2 protein-coding genes and 1 pseudogene are annotated in these 2,195 nt (G+C 73.1%); 2 read left to right on the forward strand and 1 reads right to left on the reverse strand.

The features are described 5' to 3' along the window. The coding region (locus tag AOK23_RS42695) for a PfkB family carbohydrate kinase (protein WP_276205812.1) at positions 1 to 510 on the reverse strand (510 nt) is incomplete at its 3' end. A gap of 131 nt (positions 511 to 641) precedes the next feature. Between AOK23_RS42695 and AOK23_RS42700 the strand changes: the two genes are divergently transcribed. Further along, positions 642 to 1,916 (forward strand): amino acid deaminase, encoded by a 1,275-nt coding sequence (locus AOK23_RS42700; protein WP_055717752.1) that lies wholly within the window; start codon positions 642 to 644, stop codon positions 1,914 to 1,916. A gap of 47 nt (positions 1,917 to 1,963) precedes the next feature. Next, positions 1,964 to 2,195, forward strand: a pseudogene (locus tag AOK23_RS42705) (D-aminoacylase); the annotation flags it as partial.

Here is a 2,195-nt window from a genome sequence, read left to right on the forward strand (position 1 = left end):
GTCGGGGTGGGGGGCCGTCAGGTCCTGGAGGAGGGACAGGCAGGACGGGGAGAGCGCGGCCGTGATGCCGGAGAGGTGGAGGACTCGGGCGGCGCGGGCGGCCGGCAGGTCCGTGTTGGCGCTGGTCATCGCGGACGCCGCCGAGCCCGAGCGGTAGTACGCCACCTCGTGCGCGTCGGTCGCGCGGTCCGCGGCCGTGCGGAAGTAGACGCCGGTGGGGCGGTCCGGGTCGCGGCGTACGGAGGTGACGTCGACGCCGTGCGCGGCGATCGCTTCGAGGAGGTGGTCGCCGAAGCCGTCCGCGCCCACGCGGCTGACCCAGCGGGTGGCGTGGCCCGTGGCGGCGAGGGCGCAGAGGACGTTGGACTCGGCTCCGCCGATGGCGCGTTCGAAGGAGGGGACGTCGGCGAGGCGGCCGGGGCGGGTGGGCAGGAAGGTGACCATGGACTCGCCGAGCGCGACGACGTCGACGACGTCGGGTGCGGCCTTGGAGAAACCGTCGGCGGTCACGGTGGTCGGGGCTCCTCGGCAGGGGGCGGTGGCACCGTTGACCCGGTGCTTGCTGGGATGTTAGACAGCCGTAAGCGACATATGCAATGGACGTTGCAGTTGCTGCAACGGAGCTTTTCAGGGAGGGTCTCATGGGTGTCGAAGCGCTCGCTCGTCTCGCCGCTGAACGCGTCGACCACCGTTTCAAGGGCCTCCCGCCGGACGCCGACGGGCTGACGGTGGAGGAGTTGGCCGGTCAGCGCCGGAACCTGTTCACCGGTGGGTTCACCACGCCCGTGCTCGCCCTGTCCGCCGAGCGGCTGGAGCACAACCTGGCCCTGATGGAGGCGTACTCCGAGCGGCACGGGCTGGCCTTCGCGCCGCACGGGAAGACATCGATGGCGCCGCAACTGTTCTGGCGGCAGATCGAGCGGGGGGCGTGGGGCATCACCCTGGCCGTGCCGCATCAGGTGCGGGTCGCGCGGGAGTTCGGGATCGAGCGGGTGTTCCTCGCCAACGAGGTGGTGGACCCGGCGGCGTTGCGCTGGATCGCCGCCGAGCTGGCCGCCGATCCGTCGTTCCGGCTCGTCTGTTACGTGGACTCCGTGCGCGGCGTGGAGCTGATGGACGCGGCGCTGCGAGGCTCGGCGCGCCCGCTGGAGGTGGTGGTGGAGCTCGCCGCTGGCGACGGCGCGCGGACCGGGGTCCGTACGGAGGCGGAGTGCGCGGCGGTCGCGGACGCGGTGGCCGGGGTGGAGACGCTGCGGCTGGTGGGCGTGGCCGGGTACGAGGGCGAGGTGCCCGACGCGGATCCGGGGCGGGTGGGCGCCTGGCTGCGGCGGCTCGTCGCCCTGGCCGTCGACTTCGACGAGGCGGGGCGGTTCGCGGGGCTGGAGGAGATCGTCGTCAGCGCCGGTGGCAGCGCGTGGTTCGACGCGGTGGCGGAGGTGTTCGACGAGATCCCCGAGCTGTCGGCGCCCGTGCTGAAGCTGCTGCGGTCCGGGGCGTACGTCTCTCACGACGCCGGGCACTACCGGCGTCTCACCCCGTTCAACCGGGTACCCGAGGAGGGTGCCCTGGAGCCCGCGTTCCGGCTCTGGGCCCAGGTCGTCTCCCGCCCCTCCCCCGAGCAGGCCTTCGCGAACGCCGGCAAGCGGGACGCGGCGTACGACCTCGGTCTGCCGACGGTGGAGGTGGTGCGGGACGCCGGGTCGGGCGAGGTGCGGGACGCGGGCGACGGCATGGTCGTGACCGGCCTGTCCGATCAGCACGCCTGGCTGCGCACGCAGGCGGGGGCGGACGTGTCGGTCGGGGACTGGGTGGGGCTGGGGCTGTCCCATCCGTGCACGTCGTTCGACAAGTGGAAGCTGATCCCGGTGGTGGAGGCGGACGGGACGGTCGTGGAGTACGTCCGCACCTACTTCTGAGGGCCGGCCGGATTCTCCCGCTCCCCCAGGCTCGAAAGGTGGCAGACATGGACGACGTCGTCCTGCGTGACGCCGAGGTCGTCGACGGGTCCGGCGGCCCCTCCTACCGCGCCGACATCGTCGTGTCGGGCGGCAGGATCACCTCGATCGTCCAGGAGGCAGCGGCGGCCGGGTGCCAGCGGCCGTCCGCCCGGCGGGAGCTGGACGTCGAGGGGCTGGTCCTCGCGCCCGGCTTCGTCGACATGCACGCCCACAGCGACCTCGCCCTGCTGCGCGACC

Origin of the sequence: Streptomyces torulosus (assembly GCF_001419765.1) — a bacterium.
GTDB classification, from domain to species: domain Bacteria; phylum Actinomycetota; class Actinomycetes; order Streptomycetales; family Streptomycetaceae; genus Streptomyces; species Streptomyces torulosus.

Excerpts from the sequence above, each read along its gene's own strand:
- AOK23_RS42700 (WP_055717752.1), top strand. The coding sequence starts at position 642 with ATGGGTGTCGAAGCGCTCGCTCGTCTCGCCGCTGAACGCGTCGACCAC.